General features: G+C 55.4%; 24 protein-coding genes, 1 tRNA gene and 2 pseudogenes. 11 read left to right on the top strand and 16 right to left on the bottom strand.

Translation table 11 applies throughout. The features are described 5' to 3' along the window. Positions 1 to 45: 45 nt before the first annotated feature. Entirely contained in the window at positions 46 to 666 is a 621-nt protein-coding gene (locus ACVWZF_RS07535) for a hypothetical protein (RefSeq protein WP_011433334.1), read from the top strand. Here ACVWZF_RS07535 and rsmD read toward each other — a convergent pair. Genes rsmD through ACVWZF_RS07520 form a run of 3 tightly spaced genes read right to left on the bottom strand, consistent with a single transcriptional unit; the run spans position 663 to position 2,912 of the window. After that, positions 663 to 1,214: a 16S rRNA (guanine(966)-N(2))-methyltransferase RsmD gene (gene rsmD, locus ACVWZF_RS07530; protein ID WP_011433333.1), complete on the bottom strand. Its 552-nt coding sequence runs from the start codon at positions 1,212 to 1,214 to the stop codon at positions 663 to 665. The two genes, ACVWZF_RS07535 and rsmD, sit on opposite strands and share 4 nt — an antisense overlap. Before the next feature lie 9 nt (positions 1,215 to 1,223). Next, positions 1,224 to 2,111, bottom strand: coding sequence for a Sll0314/Alr1548 family TPR repeat-containing protein (locus ACVWZF_RS07525; protein WP_148202734.1), 888 nt, complete (start codon positions 2,109 to 2,111; stop codon positions 1,224 to 1,226). A 39-nt stretch (positions 2,112 to 2,150) separates the two neighbouring features. Continuing rightward, positions 2,151 to 2,912, bottom strand: coding sequence for a HEAT repeat domain-containing protein (locus ACVWZF_RS07520; RefSeq protein WP_457411214.1), 762 nt, complete (start codon positions 2,910 to 2,912; stop codon positions 2,151 to 2,153). Positions 2,913 to 3,274: 362 nt separating this feature from the next. Here ACVWZF_RS07520 and ACVWZF_RS07515 point away from each other — a divergent pair, with 362 nt between their 5' ends. Further along, complete coding sequence (locus ACVWZF_RS07515) at positions 3,275 to 3,889, top strand: Uma2 family endonuclease (protein WP_457411212.1); 615 nt, start codon at positions 3,275 to 3,277, stop codon at positions 3,887 to 3,889. A gap of 208 nt (positions 3,890 to 4,097) precedes the next feature. After that, positions 4,098 to 4,712: a Uma2 family endonuclease gene (locus ACVWZF_RS07510; protein WP_457411211.1), complete on the top strand. Its 615-nt coding sequence runs from the start codon at positions 4,098 to 4,100 to the stop codon at positions 4,710 to 4,712. Between the two features lie 94 nt (positions 4,713 to 4,806). Here the strand turns inward: ACVWZF_RS07510 and ACVWZF_RS07505 are convergent, their stop codons facing one another. Continuing rightward, positions 4,807 to 7,518 (bottom strand): phospholipase D-like domain-containing anti-phage protein, encoded by a 2,712-nt coding sequence (locus ACVWZF_RS07505; protein WP_457411209.1) that lies wholly within the window; start codon positions 7,516 to 7,518, stop codon positions 4,807 to 4,809. Between the two features lie 102 nt (positions 7,519 to 7,620). Between ACVWZF_RS07505 and ACVWZF_RS07500 the strand changes: the two genes are divergently transcribed. Both ACVWZF_RS07500 and ACVWZF_RS07495 read left to right on the top strand, forming a co-directional pair. Continuing rightward, entirely contained in the window at positions 7,621 to 8,136 is a 516-nt protein-coding gene (locus ACVWZF_RS07500; protein WP_414357407.1) for a nucleotidyltransferase domain-containing protein, read from the top strand. After that, positions 8,096 to 8,422: a HEPN domain-containing protein gene (locus tag ACVWZF_RS07495; RefSeq protein ID WP_457411208.1), complete on the top strand. Its 327-nt coding sequence runs from the start codon at positions 8,096 to 8,098 to the stop codon at positions 8,420 to 8,422. The genes ACVWZF_RS07500 and ACVWZF_RS07495 overlap by 41 nt, the downstream gene beginning before the upstream one ends. Positions 8,423 to 8,556: 134 nt before the next feature. Here ACVWZF_RS07495 and ACVWZF_RS07490 read toward each other — a convergent pair whose 3' ends face one another. Then, positions 8,557 to 11,364 carry an anti-phage-associated DUF1156 domain-containing protein gene (locus ACVWZF_RS07490; protein ID WP_457411206.1) on the bottom strand — a complete coding sequence of 936 codons (2,808 nt, stop codon included), beginning with the start codon at positions 11,362 to 11,364 and terminating at the stop codon, positions 8,557 to 8,559. Between the two features lie 52 nt (positions 11,365 to 11,416). Between ACVWZF_RS07490 and ACVWZF_RS07485 the strand changes: the two are divergent. Both ACVWZF_RS07485 and ACVWZF_RS07480 read left to right on the top strand, forming a co-directional pair. After that, a pseudogene (locus ACVWZF_RS07485) lies at positions 11,417 to 11,524 on the top strand (DUF433 domain-containing protein); the annotation flags it as partial. 53 nt (positions 11,525 to 11,577) lie between these two features. Next, positions 11,578 to 11,679 (top strand): DUF5615 family PIN-like protein, encoded by a 102-nt coding sequence (locus tag ACVWZF_RS07480; protein WP_457411218.1) that lies wholly within the window; start codon positions 11,578 to 11,580, stop codon positions 11,677 to 11,679. An 89-nt stretch (positions 11,680 to 11,768) separates the two neighbouring features. On the opposite strand, the gene ACVWZF_RS07475 is transcribed toward ACVWZF_RS07480, so the two are convergent. The 6 genes from ACVWZF_RS07475 to ACVWZF_RS07450 form a co-directional block, all read right to left on the bottom strand. Continuing rightward, complete coding sequence (locus tag ACVWZF_RS07475; protein WP_041437369.1) at positions 11,769 to 11,987, bottom strand: hypothetical protein; 219 nt, start codon at positions 11,985 to 11,987, stop codon at positions 11,769 to 11,771. 40 nt (positions 11,988 to 12,027) lie between these two features. Next, positions 12,028 to 12,705: an anti-phage-associated DUF3780 domain-containing protein gene (locus ACVWZF_RS07470; RefSeq protein WP_083757646.1), complete on the bottom strand. Its 678-nt coding sequence runs from the start codon at positions 12,703 to 12,705 to the stop codon at positions 12,028 to 12,030. Beyond that, a complete protein-coding gene (locus ACVWZF_RS07465) occupies positions 12,702 to 15,782 on the bottom strand; it encodes an anti-phage-associated DUF499 domain-containing protein (RefSeq protein ID WP_457411204.1) in 3,081 nt (1,026 codons plus the stop codon). Before ACVWZF_RS07465 ends, ACVWZF_RS07470 begins: the two co-directional genes overlap by 4 nt. Positions 15,783 to 15,927: 145 nt before the next feature. Beyond that, positions 15,928 to 16,122 (bottom strand): hypothetical protein, encoded by a 195-nt coding sequence (locus tag ACVWZF_RS07460; protein WP_457411203.1) that lies wholly within the window; start codon positions 16,120 to 16,122, stop codon positions 15,928 to 15,930. A 70-nt stretch (positions 16,123 to 16,192) separates the two neighbouring features. Beyond that, positions 16,193 to 16,277 (bottom strand) — tRNA-Ser (locus ACVWZF_RS07455). An 85-nt stretch (positions 16,278 to 16,362) separates the two neighbouring features. Beyond that, on the bottom strand, positions 16,363 to 16,872 hold the full coding sequence (locus tag ACVWZF_RS07450; RefSeq protein ID WP_457411201.1) for a tetratricopeptide repeat protein: 510 nt from the start codon (positions 16,870 to 16,872) through the stop codon (positions 16,363 to 16,365). Between the two features lie 198 nt (positions 16,873 to 17,070). Here ACVWZF_RS07450 and ACVWZF_RS07445 point away from each other — a divergent pair, with 198 nt between their 5' ends. Together ACVWZF_RS07445 and ACVWZF_RS07440 are read left to right on the top strand one after the other, a co-directional pair. Next, a complete protein-coding gene (locus ACVWZF_RS07445) occupies positions 17,071 to 17,703 on the top strand; it encodes a DUF4384 domain-containing protein (RefSeq protein WP_011433318.1) in 633 nt (210 codons plus the stop codon). A gap of 198 nt (positions 17,704 to 17,901) precedes the next feature. Beyond that, complete coding sequence (locus tag ACVWZF_RS07440) at positions 17,902 to 18,297, top strand: DUF4346 domain-containing protein (protein ID WP_011433316.1); 396 nt, start codon at positions 17,902 to 17,904, stop codon at positions 18,295 to 18,297. A gap of 30 nt (positions 18,298 to 18,327) precedes the next feature. Here ACVWZF_RS07440 and groL read toward each other — a convergent pair whose 3' ends face one another. From groL to ACVWZF_RS07420, 4 genes and pseudogenes are all read right to left on the bottom strand, one after another. Beyond that, positions 18,328 to 19,947 (bottom strand): chaperonin GroEL, encoded by a 1,620-nt coding sequence (gene groL / locus ACVWZF_RS07435; RefSeq protein ID WP_011433315.1) that lies wholly within the window; start codon positions 19,945 to 19,947, stop codon positions 18,328 to 18,330. Positions 19,948 to 20,146: 199 nt separating this feature from the next. Then, positions 20,147 to 20,449, bottom strand: a pseudogene (locus ACVWZF_RS07430) (30S ribosomal protein PSRP-3); the annotation flags it as partial. A 113-nt stretch (positions 20,450 to 20,562) separates the two neighbouring features. Continuing rightward, positions 20,563 to 21,678 (bottom strand): NAD(P)/FAD-dependent oxidoreductase, encoded by a 1,116-nt coding sequence (locus ACVWZF_RS07425; RefSeq protein ID WP_071818196.1) that lies wholly within the window; start codon positions 21,676 to 21,678, stop codon positions 20,563 to 20,565. An 11-nt stretch (positions 21,679 to 21,689) separates the two neighbouring features. Next, positions 21,690 to 22,169 (bottom strand): GNAT family N-acetyltransferase, encoded by a 480-nt coding sequence (locus tag ACVWZF_RS07420; RefSeq protein ID WP_041437363.1) that lies wholly within the window; start codon positions 22,167 to 22,169, stop codon positions 21,690 to 21,692. 172 nt (positions 22,170 to 22,341) lie between these two features. Here ACVWZF_RS07420 and ACVWZF_RS07415 point away from each other — a divergent pair, with 172 nt between their 5' ends. Together ACVWZF_RS07415 and ACVWZF_RS07410 are read left to right on the top strand one after the other, a co-directional pair. After that, entirely contained in the window at positions 22,342 to 23,094 is a 753-nt protein-coding gene (locus ACVWZF_RS07415; RefSeq protein WP_011433311.1) for a Uma2 family endonuclease, read from the top strand. 87 nt (positions 23,095 to 23,181) lie between these two features. Beyond that, entirely contained in the window at positions 23,182 to 23,814 is a 633-nt protein-coding gene (locus ACVWZF_RS07410; protein ID WP_011433310.1) for a lysophospholipid acyltransferase family protein, read from the top strand. Here ACVWZF_RS07410 and ACVWZF_RS07405 read toward each other — a convergent pair. After that, positions 23,783 to 24,232: a (2Fe-2S) ferredoxin domain-containing protein gene (locus tag ACVWZF_RS07405; RefSeq protein ID WP_011433309.1), complete on the bottom strand. Its 450-nt coding sequence runs from the start codon at positions 24,230 to 24,232 to the stop codon at positions 23,783 to 23,785. The genes ACVWZF_RS07410 and ACVWZF_RS07405 overlap by 32 nt on opposite strands. Positions 24,233 to 24,268: the final 36 nt, after the last annotated feature.

Raw genomic sequence — 24,268 nt, 5'->3', positions numbered from 1 at the left:
GGTAGAGTGGAACGGGTCAAAAAAGGTTTTGGGGGTTACCCGCACATGATTGGACGACGTCCTACTGTTGCTTCCCAAGGCTGTCGCCAGGACGCCATCGCCCAGGGGCTCAGCCTTCTGCGCCGTTCTTGGGCGCGGTTGGTTTTCGGCGTATTACTCGGCCTCATCTTGGGCGTGGGCTCCACCTTCTGGGCCACCGCTCAGCAGCTCCCTGCCGGACAGCAGCTTATTCCCAATCCGCAGCAGTTTCGCGCCCTAGAGCAGCCCAGCAGCGCCCTCAGCGCGTTGCGAGCCGAACAACTGGCTGCCGAAGCCAATGCCGCCATCCAAGCGCAAAACTACGACCAGGCTGTCGAGCTGCTGCAGCAGGTGTTCAACGCCTACAACCAGCGCTCCAACTACCACCAAGATCTCTCCCGCGCCTTCGCCGGGATCCAAAACCGCATCTCCGAAGAACAGCGGGAGCTGGCCCGTGTTGCCGCCCAAGCCCGGGATCAAGCTGCCTACGATTTGGCCGTGGTCTACCGCGCCGCCGGGCGACCGGAAGAGGCCGTGGGCTGGCTGATCCAGGTCATCAACAGCCAGAGCCCAACCCGCGAGCTGGGCACCCAAGCCTACCAGCAGCTCTTGGAAATCGGCTTCGTCAGCACTCCCTTCCCCAGCTAGAGCTGCTCTTCCAGATTGCGATAGAAAGCCAGCGCCGTTTGCCCATAGGTTCGTTGGTCAAAGCGCAGCAGGGATCCCACCTGGTCTGGTAGCTTCTGGCCGCTGCGATGCTCGACGATCAAGGTTCCGCCTGGCTTGAGCAAGGGCGGGATCAGGGGCAGGAGCGGGGCGTACAGACCGGCCTCGTAGGGAGGAGCAAAGTACACGTAATCAAATGGCTCCAAGTTCAGGCCGCGGCTGAGCAGCTTGCGGGCATCTCCCTGAATGACCTGGAAAGATTGCCCCAGCTGCGCCACCTTGGCCCAGTTGGCTCGGATGATGCGGCAGGCAGGGGCGGCAATCTCGATCCCGGCCACAAAAGCGGCCCCCTGACACAGAGCTTCTGCTCCCACCGTACCGGCCCCACAGCACAGATCCAGCCAGCGACAGCCTTCCACCTGCCCTTGCAAGATGTTGAACAAGGCCTGCCTCACCCGGCCAGGGGTGGGTCGAGTGCCCAAGCCAGCGGGAGTTTGCAGCGCTCGTTTGCCGCTGATGCGCAGGCTCATGGGATCCCTTCAGGGGTTAGGTGCAGCCGGCAACTGGCCGGTCAACCCACTGCGCTGGGCGGCGCGATCCCGCTCCATCTGGATTTGCTCCACCAAAGGTTGGGGCAGTTGGGCGGAAGCTTGCAGGGCTTGATCGAAAAGGGGGACGGCCTCTCGGTCTTGCCCTTTGGAAACCAAAATTTGCGCCTTGAGGTAATAGAGCTCCGGGTTGTTGCAGGAAGCAGCAATGGCCCGATCTACCGCCTCCAATGCCTCGTCAAAGCGCTGCATATCCCGGTAGGCCAGAGCTTGGCCGCGGTAGGACAGATAGTCAGGCGCTGCCATCCGAAACTGATTCAGAGCCTTCTCCCGGTAGGTCAGCAGCAAATCCATGTAGCCGTTGAGCAGATTGAGCTCCGGATCGCTGCTGTCCACTGCTTGGGCGGCCCGGATGGAGGCAAACAATTGATTGAGGGTGGGCAGAGCCTTGGGCAAACCGATGACCACCCCATCTCGCACCACAATGTTGGCTGCCTCTAGCCCGTAGCCCACGCCCTCATAAAGGTTGCCACGCAAGGGATCCGTCTTTTTCAACTCGGCGGCCACCTGTCGGGTTTGAGTGGCCAACTGGGCAAATGCTTCCAGGTCTCCCTCCTGATAAGCCAGCGCCGCCAACAGGGCATAGACCATCGGCTCTTCGGGGGAGGCCTTCTTGGCCATTTCCAGTTTTTCCCGGCTCTGGCTGTAGCGGCCTGCACAGAAGAACTCTTCAAAAGCTGCCGCCACCTCCGGCCTGATGGGGCGGGCATTGTCCCCGCTGCGGAAGGGATCCTGCGCCCAAACGGGCAGAGCGGATCCCCACACCCAACAAATCACCCCCAGCAGTTTGCCCAGCCTGCTCATTTTGCCGATACTCATCCCCAGTGCCTCAACTCCCACCCCCATCTAACCCTCTCTTCAGCGCAGCAGTTGGGCAATCGAAGCAATAGCGGCATCTTGAACCAACTCATTGGGCTCATAGGCCAGAAGATCGTGCAAGGGACCCAAGGCGCGCGGATCCCCAATTTGGCCGAGGGCACGGGCTGCCGCCTCCCGCACCACCGGTTCATCGTCCGCAAGCTTGGTCAGCAAAGCCGGCACCGCCTCCACCACCCGCATTTGCCCCAACCGGTAAATGGTTTGCAGTTGAGCCTCAAGAGGGGTTGCTGGGAGAGCAGAGCTGTACACAGAAATACCCGCAGAACCGTCGTAGGAATAGCCGCCGTGCGCCATCGAGATAGCCGAGAGAGCCTGCAACGCCTCTAGGGCACGATATCGCTCTGCCCCGCTCATCTGGGGCAATTGGGCCACCAGATCCTCAAAAGCTCGCTGCACAGGATCGGCAGCCGCAGTCTGCTGGGCAATGCGAGTTAATTGGCGATCCGCCTGCACCTGCTGCCAAGACTGGAACGCTGCCAGACCTGCCACTATCAAAGCCGCATCGGCCAGAATGGCCAGCAGCGCCATTCCTCCCCAAATCTTGCTGCGACGGCTGAGCCTTCGCATTTGCTTATCCACATAGACAAAGGCTTGGTGCTGCCGTTCCCAAAAGTCGGGGGCCACCTGCAGAGTTTGAGCGCTCAGATCGGGAGACAGAAGGTTTTCCTCGCGGGCTACCTCTAGGCTCTGTAGCCTTTGATTCAAGCGAGAAAATTGTTTCGTCCAGAGCCAAGTAAACATCAGGTCACGTCCTCTCTGCAAACCTGCCATCGAGAACCAAGTCTTGCTGACACAACATTGTGCAGGACATTGTGCGGGAACATTATGCGGGCTGTGCTGGCGTTCAGTGTCAGGCAAGGTTGGCCCACTTTCCCCTGGGATCCCAGAGGGGGAGCTTATGCGACAGGATAACAAAAGCGTCAGCTCCCCACCACCGGTCTTTACCCCAGAATCGCAGGATACCTCTCATCATGGAGAGGCCGACGAAGGATACAGAGAGGTTGGCTGCACTTGCGACCGAGAGAACCCGAAGGCCACCGCGTCGAGCTTCTCGACACCCGACTGACCGTTTGAGCCATTCTGCCGCTGCCTGAGGAGATGCCATGACCACTGCCCTCGCCCCCCGTAAAACCCACACTTCAGAGGAATACTTTGCCCTGGAAGCTGAATCAGAGGCCACAGGCGGGATCCGCCGTGAATTTCGCAATGGGGAAATTATTGAGATAACTGGCGGCACACCCATTCATAGCCAACTGATTACCAGTGTCAATGCCCTACTTTGGCTTAAGCTAAGAGGCAAGGGTTTTTCCGTTTTTTCTAGTGATCTCAGACTTTACATACCTGCCTTCGAACAATATGTCTATCCCGATGGTATGGTGATCCAAAACCCAGTTCAGCTTAAAGAAGGGCGCAAGGATACTGTCACTAACCCTATCTTAATTGTGGAAGTGCTCTCGCCTGCCACCGAAAGCTACGATAGAGGAGCGAAGTTTGCTGCCTATCGCTCTCTCCCAACTTTACAGGAGTATCTGCTAATTGACCAAGCTCGAATCAGTGTAGAACACTACCGCCGCCAGGGAAATGTCGAGTGGATCTTCAGGGACTACCATGCCCTGGATGATGTTGTTACGCTGCCATCTGTCAACATCACTTTTTCCCTGGCAGACATTTACGGTGATATTGAATTAGAGCAAGATTCAAATTCAACACGCTCCTGACAAGAACCTACTCCCCCACTTGAAACGTAGATGAGGCAAGTTGGGAATGCCTGAAGTGATTCTGCTAGATATCTACATCTAGATATCTACATCCGGCTCTGGCTAGGGTTACACGGCTATGCCATAAAAGACTATTAAAGGATGAGATGGGCGACAATGTTTGCAGAAGTATCTAGGGCCTTTTAACTCATTCAAGGGAGGAAAAACTATGACTGCTACCTATGCTGTGTCTTCTAAGCCAATGACTTTTGCTGAGTTTCTGGAGTGGAAACCTAACAGACGATACGAACTACACAACGGAGTTGCGGTTGAGATGCAACCCACAGGGAAACATGATGAAATCAGTGGTTTTCTTGCCATCGAATTGGCATTAAAAATCCGCAGGTGCAACCTCAACTATTTTCTAGGTCGGGACACCTTGATCAAGGCGCCGGAAGGCGATACTGCCTACGCTCCTGATGGGGTGGTGATTGACCGTACCGCCTTGGCCAGAGAACCCCTGTGGCAGAAATCCTCGACGCTCATCCACGGAACCTCTATTCCTCTTGTCATTGAAATTACCAGCAACAACTGGCGAGATGACTACTGGCATAAGCTGAGTGACTACGAGACGTTAGGTATTGCCGAATACTGGATTGTTGACTACCAAGCGTTGGGGGGTCGTCGGTACATTGGCGAGCCGAAGGTTCCCACAATCTCGGTTTTCCAACTGGTCAGTGAGGAATATCAGGCGCAATTATTTCGGGGCAATGACCGGATTCACTCTAAAGTTTTCCCTGAATTAAACCTTACGGCTGAGCAGATTTTTCGGGCTGGAGCCTAGCATGGTCAAGGCACTTCCGCCCGTATTAACTCGTGGTCAGAGGCAACTTTTTCCAGCCCATTGGCAGAAGCATATCGAATTGGCTGATATATGGCTACCACCCTTCTGAAAGACGTTCCACAATATCCCGACGGGACAACACCTTTTCGCAGGTCTCCCATCTTGGACCTTTGGGTTCAACTGTGCTTGCGTAGCGCAGCTCAAAAGCGTTGGCCTGTTTCTTGTGCTCTGTAAACTCCTGCAATTTGGCCTCCAGAGTTTCGATATTCTCAATCCACTCATCTTCGATAGTATCGGGCAAAGAACCGAACAAGTCGTAGCGATCTTTCATCCGCTGAGAAAGCACCTCGTATACCTTTTCGTCGTGGGTACCGTGGTACACCAGGTTGAGCATGTCCACACGGTCGCGGGTCTGACCAAAGCGCTTGATCCGCCCGATGCGCTGCTCTAGGCGGGAAGGATTCCAAGGGAGATCAATGTTGATCAGCGTGCCCAAAGTTTGGAGATTCAGACCTTCACAAGCAGCATCGGTGGCCACCACCAGCCGAATGGTACGCTCTCGCACGGCTCTCTTGATATCTTCCCGCTCTGCGCTCCGCCATTCTCCGGCAAAAAACAAACCCGACTTGTGGGCGCCTGCATAGAGAGCCACACTTTCTTGAGGCAGACGTTGGCTCAGGTTGTTGGCCACCCAATGGGCGGTATCAAAATACTGGCTGAAAATGATGCATCCCAAGTCCAGCCAGTGTCGTTCCTGTAGGAAATAGAGGACGGCATCGAGTTTGGGATCCGTGCTCTTTTGGCTCAAGACGCTAACAATGCGCTCCAAATGGGCATATTCTGCCTCTAAAATCTCTGGAAGGTTGTCTAACAGCCAATCTTCTTCTCCGTCCTCCTCAAAAAAACGCCGCTTTTCCAGTAGTTTCTGAGCCGTAGATAGGCCGCTGGCAATACTGGAGCAGATCCGGCTTTGCATGATGCTTTTCATAAACCCAGCGGATTGGGTACGCTGTCTCAAAGCCCTAGCAAAATCTTGGGCAGCTTCATAGGCCACATCAAATTCGGGAGAAGTGAGCAAACCCAGCCCACAGAACATGGGCAATTGCTCTCCCTCGCTCGGCCAAATATCGACGGCAATCCGCTCAAGCAAGCCCAATTCTTCCAAGGTAGAGCGTTTTCGCAATACGGTATGGCGCAGAATTGGGTTGTGTCGCTGGAAAAAAGTCAGCCCCTGTTGGCGCTCTTCCAGGGCATCTCGCAGTTCTTGGCGGGTGAAGTCCTCCAATTCCGTCAGGGGCTTATCTGTGAAGTGTTGACCTTTGAAGAGCTTCAGATCGCTGCGGATGTGGTCAAACAAGGGATCCTCAACAGATGGCGGCAGAGGATTGCGGAGCAAATTCCAGGCAAAATGCTCGTCGGTCACTGCTTGTTGTCCTGTCAAGATGGGCAGGATCCTTTGCGTCTGCTGCCACAACTGCTGATGCCGTCGTCCCAACACATGCTCGGCACCGCTGTTGAGCACTCCCAGCAGATCCCACAGTTCCTCAACATGGGTTTGGATGGGGGTGGCTGTGCCCAAAAGGACGTGCTTGGACTGGGTGGCCGCCTTGCCCATAAAGTCCAAGAGATTGTTGGGTTTGGGATCCCTTACCGTGACACCACGGGTACAGCGGGCGCGGTGGGCCTCATCCAGGACAATCGTGCCAAAGCGTCGTTCCAAAAGGCATTGGGCTTCGGGGGCATTGTGAAAGATGAGACCCGTAGAAACAATACCAATTTGATAGGGGCAACGGCCAATACCTTCAGCACCCTTGGTTTTGATGATGTGCCCATTGGCATCTTGCCATACCTTGCGGTTGGAGAGCCACACAGCAGAGGGAATGCCCAGTTTATCTTTGAGTTCCACTTGCCACTGCTGGCAGAGGGTAGCCGGACAAAGAATTAAGGCTGGCCCATCTTCCAAAAGGCACGCCACCATCGCCGCAACCGCCAAAGACAAGGTTTTACCCAGCCCCACTTCATCTGCCAGAATGAGTCGCACTGCACCATACAGCTCTCGGTGTTCCAGGAACATTTCCACAAACGACTGCTGCCATGGTTTGAGAACCTCACCCCGGCGATAGAGAGGGGCTTCCACCAATGCGGCTCCAGGAACATCGACAGGTTGCAAGTCTTGAAGAAATACCTCTACCTTGCGAGATAATCGCCCCACCTCTTCCACAATCGCTTCTGGCAGAGGAACACTCCGTTCCCACAGGTACTGAAACTCCGCTTCGACCCAAGCAACCCCTTCTGGCGACTGGTCTTCCCAGACAATTTCGTAATGCTCTTGCCATCCCTGCCGCGTTTCGTTGAGGCTGCCGATAAAAGCAGATTTGGTGCCATCTCTTGCCTCAATAACACCTGCTTTGCCGTGGAGAAAGGGGGCATCTGCGGCTGACACCACTCGCACTTCCACTTTGCCGCTTTTGAGGATTTCGTAAAGTTGACGGTAGCGGGGGCGCTGTAATAGGCTGGTGATCAATTCTCCTTTCTCTTCGTTCCATTTTTCTTTGAGCGCCATTTCTCTGGCCTGGCGGGAAGCTTTGCCGATGGCAATATCCCAGGGATCCAAGTCGCTGTTACAGACGATCTGCACCTGCTTGATGTGTGTAATCTCTTCAGTCACCAATTCAAAAATAGAAGAGCGAAAGTACCCAGCAATGCGCTTGTAGGTGCGTGCCTTTGCCAGGCGATCTTTGAGAAAGACATGGCTGAGCCGCTGCTGGCGGGAACTGAAACGGCGTAGGAAAGAAGTGCTGGACATGGCGGGCTGGGGTAAAATTGTAACAATACTCTAGCCTTAAAATGAGCAGCCGAAGGCGCAAGCAGCGTCTTTGCAGAATAAGCTGATCAGCGCAAGGTAGCCATGTCAACCGTACAAGAGTCTGCAGGCTTTCAGGGCAGAGAGAAGCGCAGCATAGGAATATCCGAAGCACAAGCGCGGCTTATTCAAGAGAAAATTCAATCCGTCTTTGGCTCGGATCTGTGGGCTATTGTTGTCTATGGATCCCGCGCCAATAATTCATGGGTTCACGGCTCTGACCTCGATTTATTAGTAATTGCAGAGAATATACCCGATTGCAGAAGCAGAGATGACTTACTGCTTCCTACCTGCAGGGATCTAGAAAAACTTCTTGGCTTGGAGATAAACTTTATCTTGCTAAAGCCCACAGAGCTATGCAGGCCAGCCAGCTTGACTTATGAAGTGGCTACCAACCACCACATCATCTATGAAAAGCAGAACTGCATCACGCAGATCAGGGATATAGTCAATCAACTCATCTGTGACAGTTTAATTACGTATAAAGTATGCCGGGGGATCCCCTATTGGGTGAATAACGATGAGAAAGAAATTAGCAAGAGACTACTATCAAAGGGCTAATTATCGCATCCAAGCGTTGTCATTCTTCTATGAGGTTGGCGATTACGCTGATGTAGTTCGGATGTGCCAAGAAATCATTGAGTTATTCATCAAAGCTTGCCTAATGATTAAGGGAATAAACTACGGCAAAACCCATGACCCTGGTGGCCAAGTAGCAGAAAATAGAGAACGGTTCCCAGAGCTTTCTGACGAGGAAATAGCCTTGCTGGAAAACATATCATTTAAGATGCGCAAAGATAGGGAGTTGGCTTTTTATGGAGCTGTAGATATTGTCCCCTTGGAATAGCGGACAAGGCTATAGCTTATGTTAACCAAATAAAGTCGATTGTTGAGAAATACTTTAACTCAGATGCTGAGCTTGAAGGAAGCCCTGGCAATACAACCTGTGAGTGTGAGTGAGTTAATCCTATAACTTCTTCTTCAACCCAAGCGTTCATTTCTAATCAGTGCAAACAAGATATTAGCGGCTGAGGACTCTTCTGGATAGCGGTGTTCTCGCTTGCGGGCAATGTATTGACAAAAAGCCACCAAATCATCCCGGCGCATGTGGTAGTTGGGCACCAAAGACCGCAGGTGTTCCATCACCTCATCGCTATCCGCCTCTTTCTGCAGTTCGTAGAGAGCAAACAAAACGGCTCGCAGTGCTGAGCGGCCAAATTCGCCCTCAAAGCTGCTCTTCTTGAAGTCTAGAGCATTTTTGAGTCGGGCATTGTTGGGCTGCTGAGAGGCCATCAATTCGCCATAGTCGCCAACTCGAAATGCCTTGGCAAAGTTCTGGTAGTTGTCCAGCTTCTTCAGCCCTACCGCTTCCAGTTCCATCATTTTCAGATAAAAGCGCTCTGCACCACAGCACCCCTCCCACACACCCGGCGCAATCCCTTCGGGTACGAGATGCTCATTGGCAACCTGCACGGCATAATCAATAATTTCCCGAACGATATCTCTTTCGCCTTTGGGTCGGGGGCGCAGGGCTGCTGCCACCATATCCTGTCCATCAATGCGCCGGTAGCCTGTCAATACCCGCAACGCTGCCGCATAACCTGCCATTTGCAAATCGGCATCTTCAAACAGGTTTTCGGTGCGCCCCTTGCCTTGGGTGCTTTGATTTAGCCCCACCATGGTTTCAATCTGATGGGCAACTTCTTGCCGCACTTCTTCTACCAGTTCATCCCGATAGGCAGAAGTATCTTGCAACCGCTTACGCGCCACCAGCAACACCGTGCCTTGCACATAACCGCCCTTTTTGAGTTCGGAAGTGGTTTCCGTAGCGATGTACCAAGCCGCGGTAACCTGCAGCCCGGATCCCCACATGATGCCCGTCATATCCGACCACACTTCCGCATCCTGATGGGTAAACATCACAATCTGCAACCCGTTGTCGGGCATGTGGTTCGCTAGGGCGCTATAGGCGGCAATCATGTCCTGCCGAAACTTTTCGCCTTTGCCCTGAATGGCCAACGCCCGCCGACTGTCCCACACCCAATCGGCAAACTCCTTGGGCGGATTCTTGCGCAACCACGCGATGAAAAATTCTGTGATCTCGTGGTAGTTGACGGCGTCGGCGTAGGGTGGGTCGGCGATCCAGAATTCGCAGTGCTGTTGAGGATGATTGGCTGGGACAGAGACGATCTCGCGCTTTACATCCGGCATCGTCACCCTACTTAACTCGAAGAAATCTGGTGTGAATCGAACAAAGCCTCGCACGGCGTAGTTGTAAAAAACGTTGAGTGCCTGGTTGTAGAAAACGTGCTTAGGGCCACCTTCGCCTTGGGTCGGCAACCACTGACAAAGCTTGGCGTAGAAATTCAGTATCTTGGCTATGTTGATCCAGCCTACATTAGCCACTTGTGAGGTTCGCCATTCTTGGATCGTCAGCGCCATTGATAACAACTGCCGTGCGTTGAACAAATGATGCCAATACGTCCAGCCCCGCGTGCGAATTAGCTCATCGGTTTTTTCTCCAGGTTCAATCGGCATATCGGGTACTAAACCAGCTTCTTGCCAAGCGGCGAGGTTTTCTCTAACGATTTGCTCTACTTTGCGCTCTCGTTCTAGGTCGGCGGGGGTGACGCTGGCAAAAAAGGTTTCTTGACGGCTCTTGCCCAATGTTTCGGCGGTGATCCACTGAATGCAATACAGCCGTTCCTGAAAAATGTCGTCGGGGCGGGGCATAAAATCGTGCTTTTCCCAACGGCGCAATTTGTTGCCAGTGGTGCCATCGGGAAGGCGGTAATCCCCACGAAGGGTTCTAATGGGCGTGCGGTATTCTTCTCCATCCAAGACATACACCAAATCCCCATTTTGTACAGTGCCTTTGGCGGCGGCGGTCATTTCCGCTTCGCTCACTCCCGTGACAATTTCAATTTCAAAACGTTTTTGTTCGTAATTGGGGATTAACTTGGCCACCACCTTGCGGGTTTTGCTAATCACCCAACTGGGAGCCATTGGCACCATCCAGCCGGTGTGGGGGCAACGGGTTTCCAGGCAATACAAATAGGCTTTGGCGCGGTTGCCGTGCTCATCATGCTCAATGCCTAGAGCAGTAATTTCCCGATCCACCGCCTCAGCCACTGCTTTTTGGGCTGCTTCAATTTCCCGACGGGTGGCTTCATCGGCTCCCACGATATTCAGCGCTCCCCAAGTGAGCATACAGGCAATGGGATTGAGGTCGCTGGCATAGACATCGCATCCCAGCCTTGCCGCCTCAAAGGGGATTTGACCGCTCCCGCAGAAGGTATCTCCCACCCGCGGGCGATGGCCAAACCGCAAGATCCCCAGTTGTTCCACCAATTCCGGGAAACTGTGGGCATTTGTCCCCAAATGTTGGTTCACCCGATCCCAAATGGGGCCGTAGAGGGTGGCATCGTCGCATTCTTCCGGGCGTTTGCAGAGTTCCAGTTTTTCGAGGTAAGAGCCTTGTGCCAATTTGGGTTTATCCCGTTGCGATTTCAGACGGCGTTCCAAACTGCTGTCAGCAATGCCCATCAGCAACTCAAACACTTCCAGATCGGCTTCGGGGTTATCCGTTGCAGGTAGCAATGCCCCCAACACACAGGCTTTGGCCAGGATCAGGGGTTTGCGCCCTTTCCAGTAGCTCCCCAACGCCGTGAGGGTTTGGCCAGCCACAGCTTTGCGTTCCTTTTGCGCTTCGGCGCTGATTTTTTGGGCAGGCAAGAGCCGCTCGATCAAACTCGGCTTATCTTTCCAAGCAAGGGGGATGATGGACAAGGGAGATCTCCGGCGATACCATCGATCATGGTAGCTCTTAGGGCCCTAAGCCGTGAACTGGGAAGACTATATTCATTCGGATCCCGATATTCTCCTGGGTAAGCCAGTTTTCAGAGGAAGTCGCCTATCGGTGGAATTTATTTTGGGGCTATTTTCGGCAATGAAAATTTTCCACGCTTAAGTATCTGTCTATTGCGAGATGCTGGCTTAGATGTGGCATCGCTCTCAGAGGAAGCTCCAGGTACTAAAGATTTCGAGGTCTTGGCTAGAGCTGCACAAGAGAAGCGGATTATATTGACTTTTGATCGGGATTAGCGTCCTTTGTAAGTCTAGCTTGTCCAAATCTGGAATGGACTCTGGAAGAGCGTTAAACAACTTGCGAAACTGGGCGGTGGTGCGAGATTTCACAGCGTTTCGGGGTTTAATTCTTCCGTCTTGCCTGCTTGATACTCGGCTATTGCCTCGGCACCGAGTTTTGCTAACATATCCGCTGAAGAAGCAAAGGATTCTTCCCATCGCTGATCGTCTTCTAGCTCATCAAGAATCAGGCTGGCAATTGCATTTTGCTCCTCTGTGGGTAGAGCTTTTAACTTGCTAATCGCTTTCTCCAGCAGTTCTGTCATCATTTGCATTCTCCCAAATAGGCGGTTTTATCTATATAACTTAATCTCTTAGCTTTGTCGTGCCAATGGTTGCTTCACTATCCCAAAAGGGCGAGGGATCTTCTTGCAAGCAGGATAACAGGCTGAGTTGATCGGCTTCTACGGCTTCGCTACGCAAGCTATCGGAACAAGCTGGCTGGTATGGGCGCTTGACCGGAGTGGGCACACTCAGTTCCGTCAAGGGATTTTCTGTGAGGGCATAGCGCAGGGCTTTGCGCCAACCGATATTCCCGTGATCGACACCCCCTGTCGCCGCTGCTGTCATGGTGTAAAGCCACCAGCGCTCTTCTGGACGCAGCCCTCTCCAGTTGCGAATGGCATTGGGGATCGCCTCCGGTTTGGCCCGTTCTACTGCCCAAGCCAGCACCAGCAATTCCTTCCCCAGCAGACGTTCTACGAGGTTGCGGCCAGTTGTCCAACGGCTCGGATTCATTTTTTTCGCCCGCAGGCGGTCATTAAACTCTTGTTTGAGATCCTCAGCAATCTGGCTCCAGATAGACCGGCTGAGAACACAGCGCTCCGCAATGTCCGGCTGTCCGTTGATGCCCGCCTTGATGCCATAGACTTCGTAAATCAGCACAGGAGCGGTTCTGCCGGCAGGTATTTCGACCACAAAGTGGTGGGGATCAACGGTTTTGGGACAGCCGAACCCCACCGTCTCCCATTTTTTATCGCTCACTGCTCTACCTCTCCCGGCTCAGGATTGATTTCCAACCGATGCAAAAAGACTTCCAAATCGTGGCCGCTGCTGAAGTGTAGTTCGTTCAAGCGCAGACTCACCTCTGCCGTCTCATTGCCCAAAGCCTGACGTGCTATCGCAATAAACTGCTCAATGTCTTCCGCTTTTACCACCACATCGCTTCCAAACCGGGTGGTGATGGCTCGGTTCCCTTCCCCCACGGTTAGGGAGATCCCACCCGCCAGTCGCACACCCAAAGCCTTGCTCTGATTGATGGCCGTATAACTCGCCTTATTTCCTTGCAGGTTGAGGCGCTTGTGCAGCTTAGCCGGTTTGTTTTTGTCAATCACCGGCCCTTTTTGGTCGAGCGCCGGGATCGTGAAGTTGCGAGTGGTGCTCACCCCTTGATCTTCGGCGTAGGCATAGATGGTAACGGCTTCTGATCCCTCTAGTTCGATGGGGCCAGTGTAGAGGGTGCCTTCCCGTGGGTTAATGCCCGTGGTGTTCCAGCGAATTTGACCACGGGGTTTCACGGTTAGCTCTACGGTGCGCTTGCCGCCGCCAATACGAGGCTGGTGGGTGAGGGTCAGCGTATTCTTCCAAGCATAGACATCCCCTGTCTCGTGCCGGCCATCCGGGTCAATGGCGACAAACCACAGGGCAGTGTCATCGGTTGTCCAGATCGTATCGGGCACCACAGGGCTGTTGGCATCCACATTGGGCTTGTAGTCGTAGTGAACACGGCCATTTTTGCCCGCATCTCGAGGCAGAATTTCCAAGGTAGCCGTACCGGTGCGGTCATCGTATTCTCGCTGGGTGATGGCTACGGATGTGCGGGGGGGCGGAAAGGGCCCCTTTTCGATGTATCCATCTTCGGTGTACCGCCAGCGACCTTGGCTGACGGCTATCTGCCGCAGGGTATCCATTCCTTTGGGGGGCAACCAGGGCCAGCGCTCGTTGGTGATGGTGCGGGAAACCACGTCTCGCCAAGGGATACGCCGCTCTCCCCCTGCCGGCCACAACAGGTCTTCTGCTCGTGACAGCAACGCCTCGGCATTGGCTTCCACATCGACATACAGCTTGGATGCACCGACATCGGATAGGGCTTTTTCGATCTGCTCTTCAGCATGGAAGGTATTGCCCGTAAAGGTCATGGAGAGCTTGGTAGGAGTCAGTTTGCCCTTGATGGGGTAATAGACCCGATTGAACAGGCTGACCACAGTGGCGTTAAAGTCGTAGGCGGCTTGTTCGGCCTCTTCCTCCAGTTCTGCTTTGTGGGGGGATTTGTCTCCACCGGTTTCTTCCAGTACTCGGGCAACGGCCCACAAACGACGGGTTTTGTCTTCTAGGCTGGCCAGATTGGAGCCATCTCCGGTAACCACACAAAAGTTGTTCTTCTCGGGAACACTTTCCCAAAACTGCTGGGCCTCTTCTGGGGGTGTTTTGCTGTCTGGGCTGAGTACCAGGCACACCCGCGGGCCATTGAGGCGAATCTCATCAATTTTGGGCAGGGCTTGCACCTCTTGATAGGCAATCCGCCGTTGGGGTCGGAAAATTTCTTCCAGCCGCCGCTTCATTTCCGCATCAATTTTCGGCTGGGGAGCGTTGCGGGCACGGCTATCAATGCGCTTACGCAGGTTCTCGATGTTGGAAAAGTACCAAGCATCGTTTTCTTTGCGGTGCAGGTACCAGGCGTTGGCACGGAACGCTTGAAAAGCATCCTGAAATTCGCTGACATTCCGCTGAGGAGCTACTAGGTATTCCAAAAATTGCCCCTCGGTAAAGCCTTTCACGGCATCAACTGATTCAGACAGAGAGGCAGTCAACAGCAGGGCAGCAATCTGACTGGCAGCATCATGGCCCAGTTTTTGATCCACCAGTTCAGCGACAGCAGTGCCATTGGCCGCAATATCGTGGGCAATCGCTCCCTGTAGATTGCTGATTTTGTTGATCTCTTCCCGCACATCTGGGATGTTGAGGTTCAGATGCTGGCAACCGATCAGGTAGACATCGTTGCTGGGACGCTCCCATACCGACTGGATTATTTTTGAAACAAACTGCATCAAGCCGCGAGTTTGACGGTAGCTTTCGTTTTCCTTAAATAGGGCAATGATGTGCTTAACCGAAGGATGGAAAGGGTAAGAAGCATGAATTTCGGCGGCAATTTGTTCGGCAGTTTTGGCAATTGATTTGGCTCTGGCTGCATCTCCCAGCACTTTTGCGTAGGCAGAAGCAACTGCATCAATGGTTTGTACATTGGGCAGGGAGCTAAATAGCCGCTTGCGGAGAATGTCGTAAATTTCCGATGTGCCCAGGTCTACCGGTGTGATGGATCGCGCTTGGCGGTTGGTTTCTTGAGCGAAGTTACCGATTGCTTTTTGCAGTTCCCGTGAGGCTCCTTCGTAGCTGCCGGATAGGTTGGAAATGACAATGCAGCAGCGCTTTAACTTCAAGGCGGCACTCAGCAGGTTCGATAGGGCGTAGGTTGTCACTTGCGCCAATGTACCTCCGCCCACCATGCGGGTAATGGCGTAGTCGAAGTAGGGCGGCAGCTCGTCCAATAGAATGAGGGTGGGTTCATCTCCAATTAAATCAATCCAATCCTGCTCACTGGGGGCATCTGCTCCGTGCTGCCAAAATTTGACAAAAGCCTCTTCTTTCCCCAGTTGCCGGGCAATCTCTCCCCAAATAAACCGTTGCTCGAACTTGAGGCGTCCATTGATGGCAACCAGTTTAGCGTCGGCAAAAGGAGCATCTTGAGCGATGTCTGGCACAACCTCGGCACGCAAAGCGGCATCCCGCGCCAGCAACCCTAGGGCAATCATGGAGTGGGTTTTACCACCCCCCATCGCCTGTTTGAGTTCAAACACCGCTTGGTCGGAGCGACCTGCCAGCCGTTTGAGCCCCTGACGCAGCAACAGATCCATCCCGCGGGTAATGTGGTTTTTGGCGAAGAATGCCCGGGCATCCTCTGCTGTATGCTCGATAACATTCGACAGATTTTCAATTTGCTCAACTATGGCGTAGTTCAAGGCCATAGGATGAATTTGACAAACGTCTTTGACGGTGGGAATCATTGCGGCTAGCTCCTGCTACCCAAGATGGTGACCCTCTCTTCAGCTAAAGGAACTGTGGGGGGTGTTCAGTATTTAGCAGAGCTGACACAGGCAGGCAAGGGCGGCTGTTCGATATTCATGTCCCGCCTTGTTTGGGATGCGACGGTCAGGATGGGGATCCCTCTGTGAGGATTTGGCTAACCTTTTCTGTCCACTGGGGATCTTCAGGTGCAATCACTATGCTCTTGGGTCGGGATCCCAGTTCCCGATAGATGGGCTCCACTGCGGGAGTGCCCCGCAACTGCCAAGCTATGTCTTTGAGCTGTTGAGTGGTCAAGGTCGATAAATCAAGGATGGTCATGTGGATAGCTCCCCCTCTGGGCCAGTGAATCTCTGTAGCTTCGACCCGTTAGGCTTTACCTCAAGATAAACGGAGAGGGTGGGATTCGAACCCACGGTGGCGTCAACCACGGCAGTTTTCAAGACTGCTTCCTTAAACCGCTCGGACACCTCTCCAAACTGCTGGGATCCCCAGGCTTTACTTATGTTACGCAATGGGTTTCTGGCTGTGCAATCGCTGCCGACCACAACCCCCACAGATTTACCCGCCACTGCCGCCGGAGACCTGAGTGGACGCCTGATGGTTGCGAATGGCCCGCTTGACCAAATTGAGGAAGGCAAAGGCCCGTTGGTCGGTGGGATCCAAGCGCATCACCGCTTGAAAGGCTGCTTCTGCCTGCTGTAGAACGGCCAGATCGATTTGTCCATCCTCATCGGCTTCCAGTTGGGCCTTTTGCAAGAGGAGGGCCCCTCGATTGTAATGGGCTGCCACATGGTTGGGATCTGCCGCCAAAACGGCTTCCAGCTCTGCCAGGGCCGGATCCAGATAGCCGCTCATGCCCAGTACCCAGGCCAGCTTGTAACGAGCTTCGGTATGGGTTGGATCGGCAGCAACCGCCTGGCGAAACGCTTGGATGGCAGCCTGGAAATCGCCCGCTTGTACCGCTGCGATGCCTTCTTGGTAGCTGTCGTGAGCCATGAGCAAGTTGGGGGTTGACTGGGAAGCTGGCGTGAGGAAGGGATCCCTTACCTGTAGATTAACCCTTGCCAAACCGGTGGCTCCCAATTCCCATCCCAGGTACCGAGAACAGAGCCGTGCCCCCGCTGGTTTACCGTCTTTTCCCTCTTGGGGGTGCCATCTGCAGCAGGAGAAACTGCCGCGGCAAGAGATTGGAGATTGCGCAAAGCCTGACCTGCATAACCTGCGCCCCTTCCTAGGATGAACATAGCCATTGATTGGGTGTGAACCATGAATGCCAAACTGCTTTTCCTACCGCTGGCTTTGGGGCTGTCTGTAGCTCCGGCCACCGCCGTTTTTCCGCAAACCCTGGGCATCTACCCTCCTTTACAGAGGCTGCAACTGGCCGATACCCGTCAGTTGGATGCTGGCACTCGCTCCATCATTGTCAACCCCGTTCCTTCCGACCTGCGGGTGAATCTGGAGCTGGATCGGCACGGGTCTAACCCCATCTACCGGCCTGGCGAGCCGATTGCCATTACCCTGAGCACCAACCGCGATGCCTACGTTTACCTGTTCAGCATCCAAGCCGATGGCCGTACCCATCTGATTTTGCCCAACCGCTTTTCCGGTGGCAACGAGTTTCTGCGGGCCGGAGAAGTGCGCACCTTCCCGCCGCCAGGGGCCAGCTATCGGTTGACCATCGCTCCACCCTTCGGCCAAGCCCAGGTGTTGGCGGTGGCCTCTCCCCGTCCGCTGAACTTCCAGGAGATTGCCTCTTTTGAGCAGAGTGGCTCCTTTGCCGACGTGCGGGTGCGGGGATCCCAACTGGGCAATGCCATTGCCCGCGCCATCATCGTCGAGGGGATCCCTTCGGACCAGTGGGTGACGGCCACTCGGTTCTATCGGGTTGCCCCGCGCTAATCCAAGCTCTGAGACCTCAGGTGGATGGCCCGCACAGGATCCCCTTCATCGGGTATATGACCAGCCCCACCGTTCAAGCTGGGAAGGAAGTCAACCACCCCAAAGGCTGCCCAAAGATTGGGTTCATCTGCCACAATGAGAGCAGCCAAAAGTAGTCCCGGCTACGTTTCTCCTGTGTGGTTCTGGGTCAGCCGTTCTATGTCCCCTTCCTCCAAGCCCCTGAGCGAGCAGATTCGCAGCATTGACGACCATCTCTCCCGCCGCCCCCTGGATCTGGATCCGGCGGGCTATTTCGTCATCTACTTGGATCGGGAGCAGAACCTCATTTGCGCCAAGTACTACAGCACCGTCATCAATGAGCGGGGGCTGGCCACCGATCCGGAAACAGGAGCTGTGATCCCGGCAAAGGGCTCCGTCAACCGATCCCCTGAACGGGTGTACGTTGGGCGCACGGCCAAAGAACTGTGTGTGCAGATCTTTGAAAAAGAGCAGGAGAAAGTGGTCTCCCAGCTCAGCCATGCGGCCTACTTGGGCAGGGAGTTTCAAAAAGCTGAAGCTGCCCTGATCTCCGGCGAGGAGTACATCCAAGACTGATCCCTTCCCAGAAAGCTCACTTTCGCAAGACTACATCATCCCCTTAGGTGCAGAGCCAGCCGCCGGCTTGGGCTCAGGCTTTTCCACCACAATCGCTTCGGTTGTGAGGTACATTCCGGCTATGGAAGCCGCGTTTTGCAGCGCTGAGCGCACCACTTTGGCCGGATCCACGATCCCCTGGGCAAACATATCCACATAGGTTCCGGTCAGGGCATCGAAGCCAAAGGGCATCTCCTTCTCCAAAACCTTTTCCACCACCACTGACCCTTCCAGACCGGCATTGTGGGCAATCTGAAAGAGAGGGGCCTGCAAGGCTCGGTAAACAATTTCTGCCCCCACCTGTTCTTCGGCATTCAACTTGGCCTTGAAAGCCGGGATCCCTTTGGAGAGGTGCAATAGCGTCGCCCCGCCGCCAGGGACGATCCCTTCTTCCACCGCAGCTCGGGTGGCATTCAGGGCATCCTCAATGCGCAGCTTGCGATCTTTGAGTTCGGTTTCAGTGGCAGCCCCCACTTTGATCACCGCCACTCCCCCGGCTAACTTGGCGATGCGTTCTTGCAATTTTTCGCGGTCGTACTCGGAATCGGTGGTTTCCAGTTGCTTGCGAATTTGAGCCACTCGCTTTTCCACCGCCGCTTTGGTGCTGCCATCGGTCACGATGGTGGTCTTGTCTTTGGTGACGGTGATCTTGCGGGCTACCCCCATCATGTCCAGAGTGACCTTATCCAACTTGATGCCCACATCCTCAGAGATGAGCTGCCCGCCGGTGAGAATGGCGATATCTTCCAGCATGGCTTTGCGCCGATCCCCAAAAGCCGGAGCCTTGACCGCCACCGCATTGAGTACCCCCCGCAGGCGGTTCACCACCAATGTGGCCAGAGCCTCTCCCTCCACATCCTCCGCAATGACCAGAAGAGGCCGACCCTCGCGGGCCACCCGCTCTAGGATGGGCACCAGATCTTGCAGGCTGGAGATCTTGTTGCTGGTAATCAGCAGATAAGCATTCTCATACTCGGCCACCATCCGCTCCGAGTCTGTGACGAAATAGGGGGAAATGTAGCCGCGGTCAAACTGCATCCCCTCCACCACGTCCAACTCGGTTTCCAGCGACTTGGATTCTTCGACCGTGATCACCCCATCTCGCCCTACAGCATCCATGGCCTTGGCGATCATCTCTCCCACTTCGCTGTCATTGCCGGCAGAGATAGTGGCTACTTCGGCGATGGTTTTACGGCCTTCCACAGGCTTGGCATGAGCTGCAATTTGCTCCACCAAGTAGGCAGTGGTCTTTTCAATGCCGCGCCGCAGAGCCACAGGGTTGGCGCCCGCCGAGATGTTTTTGAGCCCTTCCCGCACCATGCTTTGGGCCAGGATGGTGGCTGTGGTGGTACCATCTCCGGCCACATCGTTGGTCTTAGAGGCCACTTCCCGCATCAACTGGGCGCCTGTGTTCTCCAAAGGATCGGCCAACTCAATTTCCTTGGCAATCGTGACCCCGTCGTTGACGATTTGGGGGGCACCAAACTTCTTCTCCAAGACCACGTTGCGTCCTTTGGGGCCAATCGTAACCTTGATTGCATCCGCCAGTTGGTTGATGCCCTGCTCCAATGCCTTGCGGGCCTCTTCTCTAAACAGAATCCGCTTTGCCATAGAATCCGCGATCCTCGTAAGTCTGACTGGGCTCCTACTTTGGGTACTGCCAGGCGGAGTGGGGTTCCCAGGAATCCTCCGGCTCGGCTAGCAGGGAGTTAGCACTCTAAACTCCCGAGTGCCAATCTAGCTCAAAGACGGGAGCCTGAGCAAGATGGGCAGATCCGGAGTCACGTTTTGGCTGACAGGGGGGAGAGGGCTAGGAGTTGCCGCCGATCAGGATGTCGGGAAACTGGGCCTGGGCTTCGCTGATGGGGCGGTTGCGCCCGCCGTTTTGCCAGTAGTTGATGAGTTCGGTGGCTCGGTTAAGCAGCTCGATGCGATCCACTTCGCTGATCCAAGTTTTGCTTTCCAGCTCAGCCTTAAGCTGCTCCCAAGCGTCATCCCGCGGCCAGAAAAAGTAGTGGGTGAGGGGGCTGCGGTTTTTGGCCACCACCTGATCGACGGCAATAGCCAAATCGTTTTCCAACCAGAGGGCTTTTAGGGCGAACTTCGGCAAGGCTCTCTTCTCCTTATGGGCTACTCAACGGACGATCCGATCCTAACCAGGCAGCCTTTCATTCTGACATATGTCCTGTCCATCGGCGGGCCGAGAGCCGGAAGATGGATACGGGCTCAGCCCTGTCTGGGGGCAAAGGGCCCTAGATCACAGAGGGCTGTTTCCCCTTTCAGTACCAAGTCCCGCAGGATGGCGGCGCTGATCGGGGCCAGCAACACTCCATTGCGATAATGGCCGGTGGCAATGAGCAGATTGGCGTAGCCAGGAGCCCAACCCAGGATGGGGGCGCGCTGTCCCACTGGTCGAGGCCGATGGCCGGCCCAATGATCCAACAAAGTCGCTGCGGCCAAAGCCGGGCAGAGTCGGATGGCGCGGGCCAGCAGATCTTGTAGCGCCAGCAGCGTCGGCTCGGGATGAGGGGCCTGAAATTCCACTGTTGCCCCCACCCACAGGGATCCATCCCCCAGGGGAACCAGATGCAGATCCGCGTCGGTGACCACGGGCCCCAGGGGGATCCCGGGGGCTTTGACCCGCAGGGCCTGACCTTTGACCGCTTGCAGCGGCACCTGCAGCCCCAGCTCTTTGGCCAGAGGAGAGCTGCCCAGACCTGCCGCCAGGATGACGTGCCCTGCCGAGAGGGTGAGAGCGGGCGTGTAGACCGTTTGCAGGCGAAAGGGGGGATCCGAGCTGCGCTGAATCTTCTGGACAGGCTGGTGGAAGAAAAAGCGGGATCCCTTGCGTTGGGCTGCTTCCAAGAGAGCCTGGGTTAGGAGCTTGGGTTGGACTTGTCGATCCTGGGGAGAGTAGATGGCCGCCGCCAGGTCGCTGCGCAGGCCGGGCTGCAGGGATCCCACTTCGGCAAGGCTGAGCAGATCTAGGCGGTAACCTGCTTGTCGGCGGGCCACCAGGGTTTCTTGCCAAGCTTCCACTTCCTCCTCCCTGAGGAGTTTGAGAATGCCGCGCCGATTGACGGGCAAACTCCGGCCCAGGTCTTCCTCCAGCCGCGCGATTAGGGGATCGAACAGCTCCAGGCTTTTCAGGCGAAGCTGAACCGTCTCCCCACCCGCTTGCCGACTGGAAATGCCCACCAATACCCCCAGAGCTGCCCCTGTCGAGCCGGCGGCAGGATCCCCGGCATCGATCCCAACCACCGATAGGCCAGCCGCAGACAATTCGTAGGCGATGGCACAGCCCACCACCCCACAGCCGATCACCAGCACATCACAGTTCAACAGCCCAACCCTCAATGGAGATGCTTTTCGTAGTGATACTCCACAGAGTTGCTGCGATCGTGCAATTCACGAATTTCCGGCAGACGCACATAGCCGAGCCGCTCATAAACCCGATGAGCCGTCGTGAAGCGAGTATCTGTCCACAGATGCAGAGAGTCCGCCTGCTGCTGCCGAGCCGCAAATTCGGCCTGTTCAATCAAACGCCGACCCAAACCTCGACCCCGCACTGCGGGCAGGGTGTAGAGTTTTTTCAGCTCCATTCGCCCAGGGATCCCATCGGGCACAAGGCCGACACAGCCGACCACTTGATCCTGATGCTGCGCCACCCAAAGGGATCCCCCCATCTCCGCGAAAGCTGTGGCAGGCTGAAGCAACTCCGGCACCTCTTCGATGTCCAATACACAGCCTGGATACTCCGCAAAGACCACTTGCAAAATGTGGAGCAGAGCCGCACTGTCCGAGTTTTCCGCAGGACGGATGTCGATCTGCATCGAGCAGCGAAGAAAAAGAACGAGCAGCGAAGAAAAAGAAATCATCGTTAAGTAAAGCTTTCTCGATTGTACCTGGGCTTGCTCGAGGACTCTGTTTTCTCTGTTTCTCAGGGAGCAGAGGATCCCTGAGGTGAGCAGCTAAGATCACTGGCATCCCCACCCCCATCTGCCCATGGATACTGAACTGCTGGTTCCCGACGTTGCCGACCTTGTGACGGAGGACGATACCCCGGTGGATAATTTCGCCTCCGAAAAGCAGCAGCGCCTCTTGACAGGGGCTCTCTACAGCGCTTTGCGCGGCAAAACCTTTTTAGCAGCGGCAAATGTAGGCATCTACACCGCCATCGGTCGGCCCCCGATTGTGCCGGATGTTTTTCTCAGCCTGGACGTCACGGTGCCGGAGCAATGGTGGGAGAAGCAAAACCGTTGCTACCTGCTCTGGCAATTTGACAAGCCGCCGGATGTGGTGATCGAGATCGTCTCCAACCGCGAAGGCGACGAGCTGGAAGGCAAGCTGAGCCGTTATGAGCAGATGCGAGTTAGCTACTACGCGGTCTTCGATCCCAATCATGAGCTGGGGCCAGAGGAGTTGCGCATTTTCGAACTGCGGGGCCGCCACTACGCGGAAATGACCGAGACCTGGCTAGAACAGGTGGGGCTGGGCCTGACGGTGTGGGAAGGCGTTTTTGAGGGGAAACAAGCTCGCTGGCTGCGCTGGTGTGATGCCCAAGGGCAGTTGCTGCTGACCGGCGATGAACGGGCTGAGTTGGAGCGGGAACGGGCGGAGCAGGAACGTCAACGGGCGGAACAAGAACGCCAAAGAGCCGAACAAGAACGCCAACGGGCGGAACAGGAACGTCAACGGGCGGAGCGTCTGGCGGCAAGATTGCGGGCTTTGGGTGAGGATCCCGATTTGGAGAGCTGAAGCCCAGGGATCCCCTTCAGCACCCACCCTCCACTACACTCAGAGAGGGAACTGCTGCCGGAGTGGCAGGGATCGTTGGACTCACAGATGGGTTATCGCCGCCGGGATTGGTTGGCCTACTGGCTGCTCAAGTGGCTGGTGGTCAACCCCTTGTTTCGGGGACTGTATTTTGGGCGCACCTATGGGCAGGAAAACGTGCCTCGCCAGGGATCCCTCATCGTCGTCAGCAACCACGCCAGCCATTTGGATCCGCCGCTGGTGGCCAATGCGGTGCGCCGCCCGGTGGCCTTCATGGCCAAGGAAGAGCTGTTTCGGGTGCCGGGGCTGAAGCAGGTGATCCAGCTCTACGGCGCCTACCCGGTCAAAAGAGGCGGCTCTGACCGCGCTGCCCTGCGGGCCACGGAAGCAGCTTTGGCGCAGGGATGGGCGGTAGGGATCTTTTTGAATGGCACTCGTACCCCCGATGGCCGCATTCCTCAGCCCCACTTGGGAGCGGCCTTGGTTGCAGCCCGCACCCAAACGCCTCTGCTGCCTGTAGCCCTTTGGGGCACGGAAAAGGTCTTGCCCAAGGGATCCCGGTGGCCGCGTTTGTTCTGCCCCATCACGGTGCGCATTGGCAACCTGATTCTCCCCCCCGCTTCCAGCGATAAGGCCGATTTGCAGCGGGTGACGGCAGAGTGCGTGCAGGCTATCCATGCCCTTTTGGATCAGGGGCGCTGAGGGTATCTTGGGCTACCAGATACTCAACAACAGGGATCCCTCCCAAGATGTGCTTTTGAAGAATCTCCTCCACCACCTCCGGCGTGACCGAGTGGTACCAAAACCCACCGGGATAGACCAGCAGCACAGGGCCAGGAACAGCATAGTCGCATGCCCGCAGGCAGTTGGCTTTGGTGCGGTGTACCCGCAGGGATCCCCCGCTCCCGATTTCCAGGTTCAATTCCTTGATCCGCGATTTCAAATAGTCCCAGGCTTCCAATCCCACGGCTTTCTCACAACATTTGGGCTTGGTTTGATCTGCACAAAGGAACAAATGCCACTGGTAGGGCGGAATGGGAGCCGGCTGAGGCGCTTGGCCTGGGGATCCGGTTGTCGAGGAGGGATCCAGGATAGGGGAAGAAGCGACAGGACGCGACATAACAAGATGTTTGGGCTTGGCTACAGTTGCATTATC

It is taken from the genome of Thermostichus sp. OS-CIW-30, from assembly GCF_054060215.1.
Note: the sequence above shows the minus strand (reverse complement) of the source record. Positions and strands in the feature narration are given on the sequence as shown.